Origin of the sequence: Microbacterium oryzae, assembly GCF_009735645.1 — a bacterium.
Lineage (GTDB): Bacteria > Actinomycetota > Actinomycetes > Actinomycetales > Microbacteriaceae > Microbacterium > Microbacterium oryzae.
The window spans coordinates 1,718,620-1,734,491 of the sequence record NZ_CP032550.1; the positions used below are offsets into that span (position 1 = coordinate 1,718,620).

Here is a 15,872-nt window from a genome sequence, read left to right on the forward strand (position 1 = left end):
CGCTCCGGACGCGCTCCCTAGGCTCGATCCACATTCAGCGAGCGGAGACGAGCATGACCCTGAGCGAGACCGAGACGCGGGCCCCGGCCGCGGCACCGGCGCGCGGTGCGCGCATCCGCCCGCCCCGGCCATCCGACAAGCCGAACGGCCAGTGGAAGGTCGACGGCACCGAGCCGCTCAACGCGAACGAGCAGTTCAAGCAGGACGACAACGGCCTGAACGTGCGCGAGCGCATCGAGAACGTGTACGCGCAGGGCGGGTTCGCCTCCATCGACCCGACGGACCTGCACGGGCGCTTCCGCTGGTGGGGCCTCTACACCCAGCGGAAGCCCGGCATCGACGGCGGGAAGACCGCCACCCTCGAGCCGCACGAGCTCGAGGACGAGTACTTCATGCTGCGGGTCCGGATCGACGGCGGGCAGCTGACGACCGAGCAGCTGCGCACGATCGGCGGCATCTCGACGGACTTCGCCCGCGACACCGCGGATCTCACCGATCGGCAGAACATCCAGCTGCACTGGGTGCGCGTCGAGGACGTGCCGGAGATCTGGCGCCGCCTCGAGGCCGTCGGGCTCTCGACCACCGAGGCCTGCGGCGACGTGCCGCGCGTCGTGCTCGGCTCCCCCGTGGCGGGCATCGCCGCCGACGAGCTCATCGACCCGACGCCGCAGATCGACGAGATCACCAGCCGCTTCATCGGCGACCCCGAGCTGGCCAACCTCCCCCGCAAGTTCAAGACCGCGATCACGGGGCACCCGAGCCAGGACGTCGTCCACGAGATCAACGACGTCGCCTTCGTCGGCGTCACGCACCCCGAGCTCGGCATCGGCTACGACGTGTGGGTGGGCGGTGCGCTCGCGGCCGTCCCGCGCCTGGGCGAGCGCCTCGGCGCGTGGGCCGCTCCCGATCAGGTCGCCGAGGTCTGGCACGGCGTCGCCAGCATCTTCCGCGACTACGGCTACCGGCGCCTGCGCAATAAGGCGCGGCTGAAGTTCCTGATCGCGGACTGGGGCATCGAGAAGTTCCGCGACGTGCTCGAGACCGAGTACCTCGGGTACCGCCTCGCCGACGGCCCCGCCGCTCCGAAGCCGCTCACAATCGGCGACCACGTCGGCGTGCATCGGCAGAAGGATGGCCGGAGGTACGTCGGCGCGACGCCGATCGTCGGGCGCACCTCGGGTGAGCAGCTGACCGCGCTCGCCGATCTGCTCGAGGCGCACGGGTCGACGCGCCTGCGCACGACCCCGCACCAGAAGTTCGTCTTCCTCGACATCGAGGAGGACCGTGTGGAGCCGCTCATCGCGGGGCTCGACGCCCTCGGGCTGAGCGTGCGACCGAGCCTCATCCGCCGCGGCACCATCGCCTGCACCGGCATCGAGTTCTGCAAGCTCGCGATCGTCGAGACCAAGGAGAACGCGCGGAAGGCCGTGCTCGAACTCGAGGAGCGCCTCGCGGACCTCGACCTCGACGCGCCGCTCAGCCTGCACGTCAACGGCTGCCCGAACTCCTGCGCGCGCATCCAGACGGCCGACATCGGGCTGAAGGGTCAGATCATCACCGACGACGAGGGCAACAAGGTGCCCGGCTACCAGGTGCACCTCGGCGGCGGGCTGGCTTCGAACGAGCGCGACGAGGCCGGCCTCGGCCGCACCGTGCGCGGCCTGAAGGTCTCGGCCACCGGCATCGCGGACTACGTCGAGCGCGTCGCGAGCCGGTTCGCCGCCGACCGCGTCGGCGAGGAGAGCTTCGCGCAGTGGGCGCACCGGGTGGACGAGGAGGTGCTGCGATGACCGTCAGCCTCGCCCCGCGCGTGCAGACGCGCCGCTCGGCCGCCGAGCTGCAGGCCATCGCGGAGGCCGGCGCCGCCGAGCTCGGCAGCCTCACCGAGCGCGAGGCCACGCCCGCCGCCGTCGTGGAGTGGGTCGCGCGCACCTTCGACACCGGGGCCGCTGCGGTCGCCTGCTCGATGGCGGATGCGGCCCTGCCGCATCTCGTCGCCGAGCATCTCCCCGGTGTCGACGTGCTGTTCCTCGACACCGGCTACCACTTCGTCGAGACCGTCGCCACGCGCGACGAGGTGGCCCGCCGCCTCGACGTGCGCATCGTAGACGTGCTGCCCGAGCAGACCATCGCGGAGCAGGAGGCGACGCTGGGCGCCGACCTCTTCGCGCGCGACGCCGCCCGCTGCTGCGCGCTGCGGAAGGTCGCCCCACTCCACGACGCCCTGCAGGGATACGAGGTGTGGTTCACGGGCGTCCGCCGCGACGAGGCCCCCACGCGCACGGGCACCCCGCTCGTCACGTGGGACGCGAAGAACGGTCTCGTCAAGGTGAACCCGGTGGCGGCCTGGTCGTGGGAGGACCTGCGCGCGTATGCGTCGCTGCACGACGTGCCCATGAACCTGCTGCTCGACTTCGGCTACCCGTCCATCGGATGCCGCCCCTGCACGAAGCCCGTCGCCCCGGGCGAAGATCCCCGCTCCGGCCGCTGGGCCGGACTCGACAAGACCGAATGCGGACTCCACACATGAGCGACATCCTGACGGCACCCCAGCCATCCGCCCGCCTGTCGACCCTCGACCTGCTCGAGGCCGAGGCCATCCACGTCATCCGCGAGGTCGTCGCGGAGTTCGAGCGCCCCGTGCTGCTCTTCTCCGGCGGCAAGGACTCGGTCGTCGTGCTGCACCTCGCGGCCAAGGCGTTCCTGCCCGGCCGCGTGCCGTTCTCGGTGCTGCACGTCGACACGGGGCACAACTTCCCCGAGGTCATCCGCTTCCGCGACGAGACCGTCGCGCGCCTCGGCCTCCACCTCGAGGTCGCGCGCGTGCAGGACTACCTCGACGACGGGCGGCTCCTCGAGCGGGCGGATGGCACGCGCAACCCGCTGCAGACGCAGCCGCTCCTCGACGCGATCGCCGCGGGCCGCCACGACGCGGTCTTCGGCGGCGCACGCCGCGACGAGGACAAGGCCCGGGCGAAGGAGCGCATCTTCTCCCTGCGCGACGAGTTCGGCCAGTGGGACCCGCGCAACCAGCGCCCCGAGCTCTGGAGCCTCTACAACGGCCGCCACACCCCAGGCCAGCACGTGCGGGTCTTCCCGATCTCGAACTGGACCGAGCTCGACATCTGGCGCTACATCGAGCGCGAGGGCATCGCCCTCCCGCCCCTCTACTTCGCGCACGAGCGCGAGGTGTATCGCCGCGACGGCATGTGGATGGCCGTGGGCCCGTTCTCGGAGCCGCGTCCCGACGAGACCGTGGAGCGTCGAACCGTCCGCTACCGCACGGTGGGCGACATGAGCTGCACGGGCGCCGTCGAATCCGCCTCCGCCGGCATCTCCGACATCGTCGCCGAGGTCGCCGTGTCCACCCTCACCGAGCGCGGCGCCACGCGCGCCGACGACCGGATCAGCGAAGCGGCCATGGAAGACCGCAAGAAGAACGGATACTTCTGATGAGCACAGCGCTCGACCCCACAGAGCTCGACACGAAAGAGCTCGCCGCGCGCACCGCGCTCGCCCCCTCGACCCTGTTCCGGTTCGCCACCGCGGGATCCGTGGATGACGGGAAGTCCACCCTCGTGGGCCGACTTCTCCACGATTCCAAGGCCATCCTCGCGGACCAGCTCGAGCAGGTCGCGCGCACCTCCCGCGAGCGCGGCTTCGCGGGCGCCGAGGGCATCGACTTCGCGCTGCTGACCGACGGCCTGCGCGCCGAGCGCGAGCAGGGCATCACGATCGACGTCGCGTACCGCTACTTCGCGACGGCCGAGCGCAGCTTCATCCTCGCGGACTGCCCCGGGCACGTGCAGTACACGCGCAACATGGTCACCGGCGCGACGACCGCCGACGCCGTCGTCGTGCTCATCGACGGCCGCAAGGGCGTGCTCGAGCAGACGCGGCGCCACCTCGCGGTGACGGCGCTCCTGCGGGTGCCGCACGTCATCGTCGCGGTGAACAAGATCGACCTCCTCGACTACGCGGAGGAGTCGTTCGCGCCCGTCGAGCGGCAGGTGCGCGAGGTGACCGCCGAGCTCGGCATCGTCGACGTGCACGTGCTGCCGGTGTCGGCGCTCGAGGGCGACAACATCGTCGAGCGCTCGCCGCGCACGCCCTGGTACACCGGTCCGTCGCTGCTGCAGCTCCTCGAGGAGCTCCCGGGAGCCGACGCGGAGGAGCGCGAGCTCGAGCCGTTCCGCCTCCCCGTGCAGCTCGTGCTGCGTCCGCAGGGCGGCCTGTCGCCCGACGTCGTCGCGGCCGACCCCGACGCGGTGGAGCGCCTGCGCGACTACCGTGCGTCGGCCGGACGGATCGCGTCCGGCGTCGTCCGTCCGGGCGACCGGGTGCGCGTGCTGCCGGCGGACATCTCGACGACCGTCACGGCCGTGGAGATCGCCGGCACCGAGGTCTTCGAGGCGTCGGCCGGACAGTCCGTGGCCATCCGCCTCGCCGACGACGTCGACGCCGCCCGCGGCAGCGTGCTCGTCGCGGAGGATGCAGCACCCGAGCTCGCCCGCGAGATCGACGCGCAGCTGTTCCTCCTCGACGAGCGCCCGCTCGTCCAGGGCGCCCGCGTGCTCGTCAAGCACGGCACGAAGACGGTTCAGGCGATCGTCGACGAGATCCTCGAGCGCCGCGACCTCGACTCGCTCGCGCACGTGCCCGCCGACCGGCTGAACGCCAACGAGATCGGCCGCGCGCGCATCCGTCTCGCCGAGGCGCTGCCGCTCGAGCCGTACCGCGTCTCGCGGCAGTCCGGCTCTTTCCTCGTCATCCGGCCGACGGATGGCCACACCATCGCCGCCGGGACCGTCGATGAGTGAGGCGGATGGCCGCGAGGGCATCGTCACCCTCGTCGGCGCCGGCCCCGGTGATGCGGGCCTGCTCACGCTGCGCGGCCTCCGTGCGATCGAGAGCGCCGACGTCATCGTCGCCGACCGGCTGGGCGCGCGCGGCGTGCTCGACGGCCTCGTCGCCGACGGCGTGACCATCCGCGCGGAGATCATCGACGTCGGAAAGACCCCCGGTCACCACCCGGTCCCGCAGGACGCGATCTCGGAGCTGCTCGTGGAGCTCGCCCTCGCCGGGCGCGACGTCGTGCGGCTGAAGGGCGGCGACCCGTTCATCTTCGGGCGCGGCGGCGAGGAGCTCCTCCGCTGCCGAGCCGCCGGTCTGCAGGTGGAGGTCGTCCCCGGGGTGACGAGCGCGACATCCGTGCCCGCCATCGCGAGCATCCCGCTCACACAGCGCGGGCTCGCCGCGTCGTTCACGGTCGTCTCCGGACACGACCAGATCGCCGACGTCGGCGGCGGCCGCGACCACACCGTCGTGCTGCTCATGGGCGTGGGCACCCTCGCGCATTCCGCGCATGTCCTGGGAGCCGGCCGCCGCGGCGGCGACTGCCCCGTGGCGATCGTGGAGGATGGTTATGGGCCCCGTCAGCGCGTCACCTTCGGCACCCTGCAGACCATCGCGTACCAGGCGGCGGAGCGCAAGGTGCGCAACCCGGCCGTCGTCGTGATCGGCGACGTGGTGACCGTGAGCCCCTATGCACCAGCCGAGCTCGTCGACGCCCTGCACGACGACTCCGAACGAAAGGCAGCCCTGTGAGCCTCGACAACCTGCGCGTCGCGATCGTCGGCGCCGGCCCCGCCGGGATCTACGCCGGCAACCTCCTCGCGAACGCCGTGGAGGAGGCCGGAGGATCGGTCTCGATCGACCTGCTCGAGTCGCTCCCCGCGCCCTACGGGCTCATCCGCTACGGAGTCGCCCCCGACCATCCGCGCATCAAGGGCATCGTCAACTCGCTGCACGAGATGCTCGACTCGGGCCGCATCCGCTTCATCGGCAACGTCGAGGTCGGCCGCGACGTGTCGCTCGACGAGCTGCAGGAGCGGTACCACGCCGTCATCCTGGCGACCGGGGCCATCCGGGACGCGGCCCTGGCCATCCCGGGGATCGAGAAGGCGGGCTCGTACGGCGCGGCCGACTTCGTGGCCTGGTTCGACGGGCACCCCGACGTGCCGCGCACGTGGCCGCTCGATGCGCAGCAGGTCGCCGTGATCGGCAACGGCAACGTCGCGCTCGACGTCGCCCGCGTGCTCGCGAAGCTACCCGAGGACCTCCGCTCGACCGAGGTGCCCGACAACGTGCTCGAGGGCCTCGAGGGCTCGGCCGTCACCGACGTGCACGTCTTCGGACGCCGCGGCCCCGCCGACATCAAGTTCACGCCCATCGAGCTGCGCGAGCTCGGCGAGGTGCGCGGCGTCGACATCGTGCTCGACGAGGCCGACTTCGAGGGCGTCGACCCCGCGGCCGCGCCGAACAACCAGATGAAGATCATGCTGCGGACCATGACGTCGTGGCTCGGCCGCGAGTCGACCGGAGCCTTCCGCCGGCTGCACCTGCACTTCTGGCACGCGCCGGTGGAGGTGCTCGGCGACGAGCACGTCGAGGGGATGCGCTTCGAGCGCACGCGCCTCGAAGACGGCCGCGTCGTGGGCACCGGGGAGTTCGCGGACTACCCGCTGCAGGCGGTCTACCGCGCGGTCGGGTACTACGGCACGCGCGTCGAGGGCGCGCCGTTCGACGCCGCCCGCGGCGTGATCCCGAACGTGGAGGGACGCGTGCAGCCGGGCCTCTACGCGACCGGGTGGATCAAGCGCGGACCCGTCGGGCTCATCGGGCACACCAAGTCCGACGCGATGGAGACCGTGCAGCACCTCGTCGAGGACGCTGCCGCCGGCGCGCTGCCGACCCCTGCGACCGCGGACGTCGTCGCGCTGCTCGATGAGCGCGATGTGGCGTACACGACCTGGGATGGCTGGCTCGCTCTCGACGCGCACGAGCGCGGCCTCGGCGAGACGCACCGGCACCAGCGCGAGCGCGTGAAGGTCGTGCCGCGCGAGGACCAGGTCGAGATCTCGCGCGCCGACGCGCTCGCCCGCTCGTGACGTACGTCATCGCGCTCCCGTGCGTGGACGTCAAGGACCGCGCCTGCATCGATGAGTGCCCGGTGGACTGCATCTACGAGGGCGAGCGGTCGCTGTACATCCACCCCGACGAGTGCGTGGACTGCGGCGCCTGCGAGCCGGTGTGCCCGGTCGAGGCGATCTACTACGAAGACGACCTGCCCGACGAGTGGCAGGACTACTACAAGGCGAACGTGGAGTTCTTCGACGACATCGGATCCCCCGGCGGCGCGTCGAAGGTCGGCGTGATCGCTAAGGACCACCCGGTGGTGGCGTCGCTGCCCCCGCAGGGCGAGTAGGCGCGGGGGTCTTTCCTTCGCCCGCTTCCCGCGAGACCTCATCCCCGGCGCGAGACCTCGGGGTGTGGCCGAGGTCTCGCGCACGGGGTGAGGTCTCGCGAAGCACGACGTAGGCCCCGGGCTCTCCAGCCCGGGGCCTTCGTCGTGCCCGGGGGTGCCGGGCGCGGCGCGGGGGGCACGGCGCGGGGCGTGCCCGGGGCGGGGGCACGAGCGCCGGGCGGAGGCACGAGGGCCGGGCGGGGGCGGGGGTTCGGTTTCCTCCGCCCTCTCGCAGCCGGAACCCCACGGAGCGGCGTGCTCCGGCCATCCGGACTAGCGCTCGGAGCGCTAGCCCTAGCGCTCGGCGTCGAGACTAGCGCTCCCCGCACTAGCCTCGACGACGAGCACTAGCCTCACGCGGAACGAGCGCTCCGAACGCTAGCCTCACCGCGCTCCACCACCTACGGCAGGGGTGTCCGTCCGCTGCCGCGAGACCGGAGCGAACGGGAGCGGCGTGCTCCGGCCATCCGGACCAGCGCTCGGAGCACTAGCCCTAGCGTTCCGAGCACTAGCCCTAGCGCCGGTCGGCGAGACTAGCGCTCCCGGCACTAGCGTCGACGACGAACGCTAGCCCCGCGCCGCCCCCGCACCGCGAGACCTCATCCCCGCCGCGACACCGCGTCCGACGACGGAGGTCTCGCACCCGGCGCGAGGTCTCGCGGGATGCGGCGGGCGCACTCGACGGGCCCGCACCCCGCGGCCGGGGCCCGGCCCGCCCTACTCCCCCACGAGCGCGGGCTGCACGGCCGGCGCCGCGGACGCGCGACGCTCCGCGCGGTGCGCCCGCAGCGACCATCCGACCGCGGCGATCCACACCAGGGCGATCGCGACGAGCGACCAGCCGACGACCACGGCGTCGACATCCGTCGCGCGCAGCAGCGTCCGCGTGTTGGTGAGCACGATGAGGCCGCCCACCAGCGAGCCGAGGATGCGGGCGGGGAGCTTCCGCACGAGCCAGGCCGCGAGCGGCGCCGCCGCCACCCCGCCGATCAGCAGCGTCAGCACCCAGCCGAGGTCGAAGCCGCCCGTGCCGAGCCCCACGAGGAACCCGGCCGACGCCGCGATCGCGACGAGGAACTCGCTCGTGTCGATCGTCCCGATGACCTTCCGTGGCTCCAGGCGCCCGCTCGAGAGGAGCGCCGGCGTGCCGACCGGGCCCCATCCGCCGCCGCCCGACGCATCGAGGAAGCCGCCGACCAGGCCCAGCGGCGCGAGGAACGCCAGCGGCAGCGGCTTGTCCCCGCGCCGACGCGGCAGTCCGCGCACCGTGAACCGCACGAGGATGTACGACCCCAGCGCGAGGAGGATCCCCGACGTGATCGGCGCCGCCGCCTCCGTCGACAGCCCCGACAGGAACGTCGCGCCGGCGAACGCCCCGACTGCCCCGGGCACCCCGATCTTCAGCACCGTGCGCCAGTCGACATTGCCGAATCGCCAGTGCGCGATGCCCGACGCGAGCGTGGTCCCGATCTCCGCGAGATGCACGGACGCGCTGGCCGCCGCGGGCGCGGCGCCCACCGTCAGCAGCAGCGTCGTCGACGTCACGCCGTACGCCATCCCCAGCGCCCCGTCGACGAGCTGCGCTGCGAAGCCGATCAGGGCGAGGAGGACGAGTGTCTGCATGCCGACGACGCTAGGGGCGGATGGCCCCGCCGCGGTAAGACGTTACGTCCTGTCCGTCATCGCGCGACACGCGACGAAACACCTTGTCACGCGAGGAAACACTCGCCGCGTGCAACCGCCCCGAAACCGCCCCGCGGACGCCCGAAGCCGACCGCGAAGCCCGCGCGGCCCCCGCTACCGCAGCGCGCCGACCGAGGCCAGCGCCATCCGGATGAGGGAGCCACGGCCGCCCTCCATCTCGGCGGCGAGCGTGTCGGATGCGGCCTCCTCGGGCGGCATCCACGTCACCTCGAGCGCGTCCTGACGCGGCTCGCACGTGCCGGTCACCGGCACGACGAACGCGAGTGACACCGCGTGCTGCCGGTCGTCGTGGAACGCCGTCACACCCGGGATCGGGAAGTACTCCGCGACCGTGAACGGCGTGGGCTGCGGCGGCAGCAGCGGGAACGCCATCGGCCCGAGGTCGTTCTCGAGGTGGCGGAAGAGCGCATCTCGCACGGTCTCGCCGTACCGCACCCGGCCGGAGACGATCGTGCGCTTGAGGTCGCCCATGCTCGTCGAGCGCAGCAGGATGCCGACGTCGGTCACCTGACCCACGCCATCCGTGCGCACCGGAACCGCCTCGACGTACAGCATCGGCAGCCGGCGGCGGACGGACTCGAGCTCGAACTCGCTGAGCCATCCGGGGTTCGACGACCCGCCGGGCACCGCTCCGATGCCGCTGGCACCCAGGTCGGATGGCAGCCGCGGCTCGTCGGGGAGCTCTTCGGGATCGGGGTCAGGCGTGCGGACCGGCATGCGTCCTTTCTACCCCCTCCCCCGCGGAATCCCCGCACGGCGGGGCTGGCCGAGGCGGATGTCCGTGGTGTGCGCCACGATGGAGGCATGGAAGCGACGCCTCCCCTGGACGATGCCGCCGTGCGCTGGACCGGCCCCCGCGACGGGCGCCCGGTCGTCGTGCTGCTGCACGGATACGGCTCCGACGAGCGCGACCTCTTCGCCCTCGCGCGGCAGCTGCCCGACGCCTTCCTCTACGCCGCGGTGCGCGCGCCGCTCGGCATGCCATGGCCGCAGCCGGGGTACGCCTGGTATCCCATCGAGGGGCTCGAGAGCCGCGATGCCGCGAGAACGACGGATGGCGCGCGCCGGTTCCTGGAGTGGCTCGCGCAGGCGGTCGGCGAGGACCAGACCGTGGGCCTCATCGGATTCTCGCAGGGCGGGGCCGTCGCGCTGCAGGCCATGCGGCTCGAACCCGAGCGGTTCGCGTTCTGCGCCAACCTCTCCGGGTACGCGACGCCGGGCGAGCTCGAGGGCGACGCGTCGCTCGCCGAGCGGCGCCCGTCCGTGTTCTGGGGGCGCGGCACGGTCGACACCGTGATCCCCGAGGCGCTCGTCGTGCACACGACCGACTGGCTGCCCCGCCATGCCGACCTCGTGGGGCGGATCTACCCGGGGCTCGGGCACGCCGTGTCGCCCGGCGAGCTCGACGACCTGTCGATGTTCCTGACGAAGCAGGCGGAGGAGAAGAGCGCGCCAGGTGCTCTCCAGGACGCGCCTCGATCGGCGCCCCGGATCGGTAGCGTGGAGTCATGAGGATTCGCGGAGTGCTGGCACAGCTGAACGACGTGAACAGCGTCGCGAACGGACTCGTGTCGACGGCGGCGACCGCAGGACTCACGCTCATCGACCCGCGAAAGCTCACGGCGGGGCGGCGTGCCGCCTACCGGGGTGCGATCGCCGCTCTGACGGCATGGGTCGCCTGGACCGCGCTTCGTGAGGACGATGTCGCTGTCTCGCCCGGCGCACGCGTGGGGATCACCACCGGTGCGGCGGGCGCCGTGCTCGGGTTCGCAGAACTCGGCGAGGCGCTGGACGCCCGCATGCACGACGGCCTCGTCCGGGCGGGGGCGGCTCGCCCTCGTCTCTGGCTCGCTGCCGCCGCCGCCGTGCTGTCGCTCGTGTCGTGGTGGGGCGGCCGCACCGCGGGGCGGCGGCAGGCAGGCACTCGCGACGAGGCCTGACAGCCACCCCTTCCCGGATCCGGGAATCGGCCATCCGGCCGTGCCGGCCATCCCCCTTCCCCGGCCACGGCCATCCGGGTACAGTGGTCGACGTCCTGTTCCCGAGGTCTGGAGAAGCCGTTGAAGCTGATCGACGCTCACGCGCTCACGCGCTGAACCGTCGACGCTCGCCGCTTCCCCTCGGAGCAGTCCGGCCGGTCTGATCGCAGACCCGCCACGAGCCGCCCGCCGTAACCGGCGAGCGTCCGGTGTCAGTGCATCCCCACTCGCACACCGGAGGCACCATGCCCGCGCTCACTTTCGATCACCTCTCCTTCACCTGGCCGGATGGCTCCGCCGCGCTGTCCGGCGTCAGCGGCACGTTCGGCGCCGGTCGCACCGGGCTCGTCGGCCGCAACGGATCGGGCAAGTCCACGCTGATGCGCCTGGCGGCCGGCGAACTCGCGCCGACCGCCGGGCACATCGCGCGCGACGGCGATGTCGCGTACCTGCCGCAGCGGCTCACGCTGGACGTCGACCGTCCCGTCGCCGATCTGCTCGGCGTCGGCCGCGCGCTCACGGCGCTGCGGGCCATCGAATCCGGCGACGTCGACCCCGCGCACTTCGACGCCGTCGGCGACGGCTGGGACGTCGAGGCCCGGGCGCACGTCGCCCTCGCCGAGGCCGGCCTTCCGCCCGACGCGCTCGACCGCACCGTCGGCACGCTCTCCGGCGGCGAGGCGGTGCTCGTGGCGGTCGCGGGCATCCGGCTGCGCGCGGCGGCGATCACCCTGCTCGACGAGCCGACGAACAACCTCGACCGCGACGCCCGGCTGAGCCTGCACGAGATGGTGCGGGCGTGGCGCGGTGCGCTCGTCGTCGTCTCGCACGACCTCGCGCTGCTGGAGCTCATGGACGACACCGCCGAGCTCTACGGCAGCGAGCTCACGGTGTTCGGCGGGCCGTACTCGCAGTGGCGGGCATGGCTCGACGGCGAGCAGGAGGCCGCCGCGCAGGCCGAGCGCGACGCGGACAGGGCGCTGAAGAAGGAGAAGCGCCAGCGCGTGGAGGCCGAGGTGAAGCTCGCTCGGCGCGCCCGCACGGCACGCAAGGCCGAGGCCGAGAAACGCGTGCCGAAGATCGTCGCGCACGGCCGGCGGATGGCCGCGGAGGTGTCCGCGGGCCGCCTCAGCACCGAGATGCGCGAGAAGGAGGCTGCGGCCCGTGAGGCTCGGGAGACTGCCGGGAGCCGCCTCCGCGACGACGACGCGGTGCGGATTGATCTGCCGGACCCGGGCGTCTCGTCCGGGCGGCGGATCGCGACGCTCCGCAGCGGCGAGCGCGCGTGGGTGATCCAGGGCGCGGAGCGCGTGGCCCTCACCGGCCCGAACGGAGCCGGCAAGTCGACGCTGCTGCGCGCGCTGCTCGGGATGGGGGACGGACGCGGGCATGGGCCGGGGGACGTGCCCGGGCAGGAGCCCGCCGCGGAGCTGCACGTCGAGCACGTCGGCTACCTGCCGCAGCGGGTGGACGGACTCGACGAGGACGCCACCGTGCTCGAGGTCGTGCGGGCCGCCGCGCCGCACACGCCGGATCGCGAGCTCCGCAACCGGCTCGCGCGGTTCCTGCTGCGCGGCGCGACGGTCGACCGACCGGTGCGCACGCTCTCCGGAGGTGAGCGCTTCCGCGTCGCCCTGGCCCGCCTGCTGCTCGCCGACCCGCCGCCGCAGCTGCTCATCCTCGACGAGCCGACGAACAACCTCGACATCGACACCGCCGAGCAGCTGCTCGAGGCACTGCGGGCCTACCGCGGTGCCGTGCTCGTCGTGAGTCACGACGAGGCGTTCCTCGCTCGGCTCGCGCCGGACCTCGAGCTCGAGCTGCGCGACGGCGCCCTGTCGGAGCGCGTGCCCGCGCACTGAGCTGGGCACCCGCCCTGCCCGGCTGTGCGTCCGTGCGCTCGGGAGGAGATGTGCCCTCGGGAGGGAGGAATCTCCGTGCCTCTCCTCCCGAATGCACATCTCCTCCCCCCTGTCGGCCGATGCCGGCCGAACCCAGCCGCGAACCCGCCCGCAGCCGAGCCGGGTGTCGGCGGTGCGGATGGCGCGCCCCCTCCCCGAGGGGGCGGCCGTCACCGAGTGCTCACCACCAGAACCCGCCGTCGGTGATCGTCACCTCGTCGCCGTCGATCGTGATTCCTCCCGAGAACGAGATGTTCTGCTCGTCCGTCACCTCCTCGTCATCCGAGAAGAAGCCGGTGTCGACATAGGTCGCCTCGGCGGTGCCGCCGTCGGCTTGGAAGTACTGCCCATCGTCGGCGATCTCCACTTTCGGGTACGCCGTGACCTTCCATGCGACCGAGGTGTCGTCGGGGTAGACGTACACGCCGAACGGGCAGTCCTCGGGCTGTCCGACCGTCTGCTCCGCGCAGCCGTCGATGAGCGTCTTCACCTGCTCCTCGACCTCCGCCTGGAGCGCATCGGTGGGGCGGTACTCGAGCTGCGCCATCCCGCTGTCGACCGACGGTGAAGTGGACGCCACGAGGCGCGCAGGGTCAGCCTCGAAGAACTCCGACTCCGCTCCCTCGACCTCGTACACCGCCGGATAGAGGTGCACGTACGCCTGCCCGCCCTGCTCGAACGGCAGCTCGGTCTCTCCGATGCGGGCGCCACGGTTATCCGGGGCGAACACCGCAGCCTCGGCGACCAGCGGCGTGGCGACGCGCCACCGCTCGAGGAACAGCCACTCGTTGTCGAGGCGCTCGACCTCGAGCGACGCGGTCTGCGTGACCCCATCGAGACGGTACTCGACGTTCACGAGCCGGGTGTCGCCATCCCCCGTGCCCTCGGAGACGCGCACGTCTTCGATTCGCTCCGTCGCCGCGCCCAGCACGTCGTCCGTGAGGAGTCCGCGCTCGGCGTTCGCGACGTTCGGGTCGACGAGCTCGCTCGCGGCCTCGGCACGACCATCCGCGATGAGCGCGACATACTCCTCCGCCGCGGCCACCGGGCCTCGCGCCCCGTTCAGCGCCGACAGCACGATCGCGCCGCCGATCCCGAGGATCGCCAGGACTCCCACTCCGGCGCCCGTCCACAGGAGGGTGCGCTTGGCGCGCGGGCTGAGCGGGCGAGCCGGAGCCGCAGCGTACGCCGCGGTGTCGCCGTCGACCGGTGCGGCCCTTCCCGGTCCGGTCGCGCCAGGTCCGCCCCAGCCGGGAGCACCCGCGACCGACCCACCCGCCGGCACCGAGCCATCCGCCGCCAACGGCGCCGCCGGACGCGGTCCCGCGACCCACTCCGTCGCAGCGTCGCGCCCCGCGAGGCGCTCCAGCGCCCTCGGCGAGACGCCGTACACGAGGGCGGGCAGGGTCTGCGCGCCCAGCTCGATCACGGCGGCCCAGAGCAGCAGCACGAGCGGCGACCACAGCGCCATCGAGATGCTCGCGTGGACGTCGCCGGAGAACAGCACGACGTTGCCGGACGCCGCCGTGGACGCGCCGAAGAGGAGCAGCGCGAACAGAATCCATCCCACCAGCACCGCGAGCGGCAGCCGCCAGGCGCGGGTCAGGTCGAGGCCCGTGCGTCGGGGTCGACGCGTTCCGATCCAGACCGCCGCGAACGCCGCCGTCAGGAGCGCGACGAGAACGGCCAGCCACAGCCACCACTGTCCGGCCGAGAAGACGGTGGTCAGCTCGTCGACGCCGCTGAAGCCGGTCGTGCCGGCGCTCACCTGCACGCCCCCGAACTGCGCGAGCACGACGACCAGGGCGACGATGTTGAGCGAGAGCAGGATGAGCAGAGGGCTGGCCGAGGCCGCGTCCTCGCGGATGAGCGCGACGGTGCCGCCCACGATCACGAGCGGTGCGAAGACCGCCGTGAAGATCGCGGCGAGCGCGAGCAGCTCCCGGATGAAGGACGGGAGGGCGCGGCGGCTCCGGCGGAACCCGATGCGCAGACCCTCGCCCGGGGCGGTGCGCCGCGCGATCTCACGGCCGGCGAGACTCGCCGCCGCGATGAGCAGCGTGCCGACCGCCGCGAGCCGGAAGCCCGCACTCGTCACGGCGAAACCGCCGGTCTCCTCCTCCGTGCGCGGAGCGAGCAGGACGATGAGCAGGAGCAGCACGAGCGACGCGACGAGGCCCGCTGCGACGCTCGCGATGAGTCGATGCCACACCGACGCCTGCGGCGCGCGCCGCTCGCTGCGCCACGACCACCACGCGGTCAGCGCGAGGACGATCGCAACCGGCAGCAGCGGAAGGAGCCACAGCGCGCCGCTGCCCGCGATGGAGAAGAATCCCGACGACCCGCTCGCGGCAACGGAGACCTCCCCGCCCAGCACCATCCCCGCGAAGACGAGCACGATGCCGAGGAGGGCGCCGACGTCTGCGCCTTCGGACGGGAGGCCCGAGCCGGCACCGTACTCCGAGCCCAGCGACTCCATCGCCTGCGCGAGCGGCGCTGCCGCCGCGAGCGCGAGGATCAGGCCCATGACGACGGTCGCCGCGAGCGCGACGCCGGCGGTCGTAAGCGCGCCGAGGATGAGCGCGCGCGGCAGCTGCACCGGGCGCGGGGCAGGCGGCATGGGCGCGCCCGCTGCGAACGCGGGTGCGTCGGGCAGCGGCATGGTCGCACCGGGCAGCGGCACCGTGGCGCCGGGCGCGGCTCCCTGGCCGGGCGGCGGCGGCACCGTGTACTCCCTCGCAGCATCAGGGGTTGGGGCGGGCGGACGCTGTCCGGCGGTGTCGCCGCGCGTTCCGTCGTCTTCGGTGGTCATGCTGGCCTCTTCTCGTGCATGGGTGCTCTTCACTCATAGCCGTCACCACCGACAGCCGCAATTCCGGTTGCACCGGTTATTCGGGAGGAGATGTGCCCTCAGGAGGGAGGAATCTCCGACCCTCTCCTCCCGAATGCACATCTCCTCCCCCCTGCCGGCCGGCCGACACC

General features: G+C 72.8%; 13 protein-coding genes. 10 read left to right on the forward strand and 3 right to left on the reverse strand.

Going from position 1 to position 15,872, the window contains the following annotated elements; all coding sequences use genetic code 11:
- The first annotated feature begins 53 nt into the window (after positions 1 to 53).
- From D7D94_RS08030 to fdxA, 7 genes are read left to right on the forward strand one after another with little or no spacing between them, the layout of a single operon-like run.
- Entirely contained in the window at positions 54 to 1,790 is a 1,737-nt protein-coding gene (locus tag D7D94_RS08030; RefSeq protein ID WP_156242117.1) for a nitrite/sulfite reductase, read from the forward strand.
- The gene (locus D7D94_RS08035; protein ID WP_156242118.1) at positions 1,787 to 2,530 is read left to right on the forward strand and encodes a phosphoadenylyl-sulfate reductase; all 744 of its coding nucleotides are present in this window, start codon (positions 1,787 to 1,789) and stop codon (positions 2,528 to 2,530) included. The genes D7D94_RS08030 and D7D94_RS08035 overlap by 4 nt, the downstream gene beginning before the upstream one ends.
- Positions 2,527 to 3,453 carry a sulfate adenylyltransferase subunit CysD gene (cysD, locus tag D7D94_RS08040; protein ID WP_173024258.1) on the forward strand — a complete coding sequence of 309 codons (927 nt, stop codon included), beginning with the start codon at positions 2,527 to 2,529 and terminating at the stop codon, positions 3,451 to 3,453. The genes D7D94_RS08035 and cysD overlap by 4 nt, the downstream gene beginning before the upstream one ends.
- Positions 3,453 to 4,820: a sulfate adenylyltransferase subunit 1 gene (locus D7D94_RS08045; RefSeq protein WP_156242120.1), complete on the forward strand. Its 1,368-nt coding sequence runs from the start codon at positions 3,453 to 3,455 to the stop codon at positions 4,818 to 4,820. Before cysD ends, D7D94_RS08045 begins: the two co-directional genes overlap by 1 nt.
- A complete protein-coding gene (gene cobA, locus D7D94_RS08050; RefSeq protein ID WP_343032130.1) occupies positions 4,813 to 5,607 on the forward strand; it encodes a uroporphyrinogen-III C-methyltransferase in 795 nt (264 codons plus the stop codon). Before D7D94_RS08045 ends, cobA begins: the two co-directional genes overlap by 8 nt.
- Positions 5,604 to 6,950 carry an FAD-dependent oxidoreductase gene (locus D7D94_RS08055; protein WP_156242122.1) on the forward strand — a complete coding sequence of 449 codons (1,347 nt, stop codon included), beginning with the start codon at positions 5,604 to 5,606 and terminating at the stop codon, positions 6,948 to 6,950. Before cobA ends, D7D94_RS08055 begins: the two co-directional genes overlap by 4 nt.
- Complete coding sequence (fdxA, locus tag D7D94_RS08060) at positions 6,947 to 7,267, forward strand: ferredoxin (protein ID WP_156242123.1); 321 nt, start codon at positions 6,947 to 6,949, stop codon at positions 7,265 to 7,267. Before D7D94_RS08055 ends, fdxA begins: the two co-directional genes overlap by 4 nt.
- 756 nt (positions 7,268 to 8,023) lie before the next feature.
- Here the strand turns inward: fdxA and D7D94_RS08065 are convergent.
- Both D7D94_RS08065 and D7D94_RS08070 read right to left on the reverse strand, forming a co-directional pair.
- Positions 8,024 to 8,929: a sulfite exporter TauE/SafE family protein gene (locus D7D94_RS08065; protein WP_156242124.1), complete on the reverse strand. Its 906-nt coding sequence runs from the start codon at positions 8,927 to 8,929 to the stop codon at positions 8,024 to 8,026.
- Positions 8,930 to 9,103: 174 nt separating this feature from the next.
- Positions 9,104 to 9,727, reverse strand: a complete 624-nt coding sequence (locus tag D7D94_RS08070) for an NUDIX hydrolase family protein (RefSeq protein ID WP_156242125.1) — start codon at positions 9,725 to 9,727, stop codon at positions 9,104 to 9,106.
- 87 nt (positions 9,728 to 9,814) lie between these two features.
- Between D7D94_RS08070 and D7D94_RS08075 the strand changes: the two genes are divergently transcribed.
- From D7D94_RS08075 to D7D94_RS08085, 3 genes are all read left to right on the forward strand, one after another.
- Positions 9,815 to 10,522 (forward strand): alpha/beta hydrolase, encoded by a 708-nt coding sequence (locus D7D94_RS08075; protein WP_156242126.1) that lies wholly within the window; start codon positions 9,815 to 9,817, stop codon positions 10,520 to 10,522.
- A complete protein-coding gene (locus tag D7D94_RS08080) occupies positions 10,519 to 10,950 on the forward strand; it encodes a hypothetical protein (protein WP_156242127.1) in 432 nt (143 codons plus the stop codon). Before D7D94_RS08075 ends, D7D94_RS08080 begins: the two co-directional genes overlap by 4 nt.
- A 284-nt stretch (positions 10,951 to 11,234) precedes the next feature.
- On the forward strand, positions 11,235 to 12,851 hold the full coding sequence (locus tag D7D94_RS08085) for an ABC-F family ATP-binding cassette domain-containing protein (RefSeq protein WP_156242128.1): 1,617 nt from the start codon (positions 11,235 to 11,237) through the stop codon (positions 12,849 to 12,851).
- Between the two features lie 220 nt (positions 12,852 to 13,071).
- Here D7D94_RS08085 and D7D94_RS08090 read toward each other — a convergent pair whose 3' ends face one another.
- Positions 13,072 to 15,702 carry a hypothetical protein gene (locus D7D94_RS08090; RefSeq protein WP_156242129.1) on the reverse strand — a complete coding sequence of 877 codons (2,631 nt, stop codon included), beginning with the start codon at positions 15,700 to 15,702 and terminating at the stop codon, positions 13,072 to 13,074.
- Positions 15,703 to 15,872: the final 170 nt, after the last annotated feature.

Bases quoted from the DNA above. Each gene is read 5' to 3' on its own strand.
- D7D94_RS08030 (WP_156242117.1), top strand. From the start codon at position 54: ATGACCCTGAGCGAGACCGAGACGCGGGCCCCGGCCGCGGCACCGGCG.
- D7D94_RS08035 (WP_156242118.1), top strand. From the start codon at position 1,787: ATGACCGTCAGCCTCGCCCCGCGCGTGCAGACGCGCCGCTCGGCCGCC.
- cysD (WP_173024258.1), top strand. From the start codon at position 2,527: ATGAGCGACATCCTGACGGCACCCCAGCCATCCGCCCGCCTGTCGACC.
- D7D94_RS08045 (WP_156242120.1), top strand. From the start codon at position 3,453: ATGAGCACAGCGCTCGACCCCACAGAGCTCGACACGAAAGAGCTCGCC.
- cobA (WP_343032130.1), top strand. From the start codon at position 4,813: ATGAGTGAGGCGGATGGCCGCGAGGGCATCGTCACCCTCGTCGGCGCC.
- D7D94_RS08065 (WP_156242124.1), bottom strand. From the start codon at position 8,929: ATGCAGACACTCGTCCTCCTCGCCCTGATCGGCTTCGCAGCGCAGCTC.
- D7D94_RS08070 (WP_156242125.1), bottom strand. From the start codon at position 9,727: ATGCCGGTCCGCACGCCTGACCCCGATCCCGAAGAGCTCCCCGACGAG.
- D7D94_RS08075 (WP_156242126.1), top strand. From the start codon at position 9,815: ATGGAAGCGACGCCTCCCCTGGACGATGCCGCCGTGCGCTGGACCGGC.
- D7D94_RS08080 (WP_156242127.1), top strand. From the start codon at position 10,519: ATGAGGATTCGCGGAGTGCTGGCACAGCTGAACGACGTGAACAGCGTC.
- D7D94_RS08085 (WP_156242128.1), top strand. From the start codon at position 11,235: ATGCCCGCGCTCACTTTCGATCACCTCTCCTTCACCTGGCCGGATGGC.
- D7D94_RS08090 (WP_156242129.1), bottom strand. From the start codon at position 15,702: ATGACCACCGAAGACGACGGAACGCGCGGCGACACCGCCGGACAGCGT.